The sequence below is a fragment of the Klebsiella sp. HMSC16C06 genome, from assembly GCF_001808325.1.
Taxonomy (GTDB): Bacteria; Pseudomonadota; Gammaproteobacteria; order Enterobacterales; family Enterobacteriaceae; genus Klebsiella; species Klebsiella variicola.
The window spans coordinates 1-1,025 of sequence record NZ_KV793026.1 but is presented as its reverse complement, the minus strand read 5'-3'; the positions used below and the strand labels follow the sequence as shown (position 1 = coordinate 1,025).

The 1,025-nt window shown below is 54.3% G+C and carries 1 protein-coding gene; it reads right to left on the bottom strand.

What is annotated here, in order from left to right:
* Nucleotides 1-1,025, bottom strand: a 1,025-nt coding sequence (tuf, locus tag HMPREF3142_RS25955; protein ID WP_049152846.1) for an elongation factor Tu, incomplete at both ends; no start/stop codon positions are given.

The window sequence follows — 1,025 nt, the reverse complement described above, 5'->3', positions numbered from 1 at the left end:
TCGTCCATCGCGATCGGGTGGATCAGGGTAACAACCATTTTGATGTTGTCGCCCGGCATAACCATCTCTACGCCTTCCGGCAGTTCGATGGTGCCAGTCACGTCAGTAGTACGGAAGTAGAACTGCGGACGGTAGCCTTTGAAGAACGGAGTATGACGGCCGCCTTCGTCTTTGGACAGGATGTACACTTCAGATTCGAACTTGGTGTGCGGCTTGATGCTGCCCGGCTTAGCCAGTACCTGACCACGTTCGATTTCTTCACGTTTGATACCACGCAGCAGAACACCAACGTTCTCACCAGCACGGCCTTCGTCCAGCAGTTTGCGGAACATTTCAACGCCAGTACAGGTGGTCTTCGCGGTTTCTTTGATACCAACGATTTCAACTTCTTCACCGACTTTGATGATACCGCGCTCTACACGACCGGTAACAACGGTACCACGACCGGAGATGGAGAATACGTCTTCGATCGGCAGCAGGAACGGCTTGTCAATCGCACGCTCTGGTTCCGGGATATAGGTATCCAGGTGGCCAGCCAGTTCGATGATTTTCGCTTCCCACTCTGCGTCGCCTTCCAGCGCTTTCAGAGCAGAACCACGAACGATCGGAGTGTCGTCGCCCGGGAAATCGTACTGAGACAGCAGTTCACGAACTTCCATCTCAACCAATTCCAGCAGCTCTTCGTCATCAACCATGTCGCATTTGTTCAGGAACACGATGATGTACGGAACGCCTACCTGACGACCCAGCAGGATGTGCTCACGAGTCTGCGGCATCGGGCCGTCAGTCGCAGCAACAACCAGGATCGCGCCGTCCATCTGCGCAGCACCGGTGATCATGTTTTTAACATAGTCGGCGTGGCCCGGGCAGTCTACGTGCGCGTAGTGGCGAGTCGGGGTGTCATATTCAACGTGAGAGGTGTTGATGGTGATACCACGAGCTTTTTCTTCCGGTGCGTTATCGATCTGGTCGAATGCACGAGCAGAACCACCGTAGGTTTTAGCCAGAACGGTAGTGATGGCAGC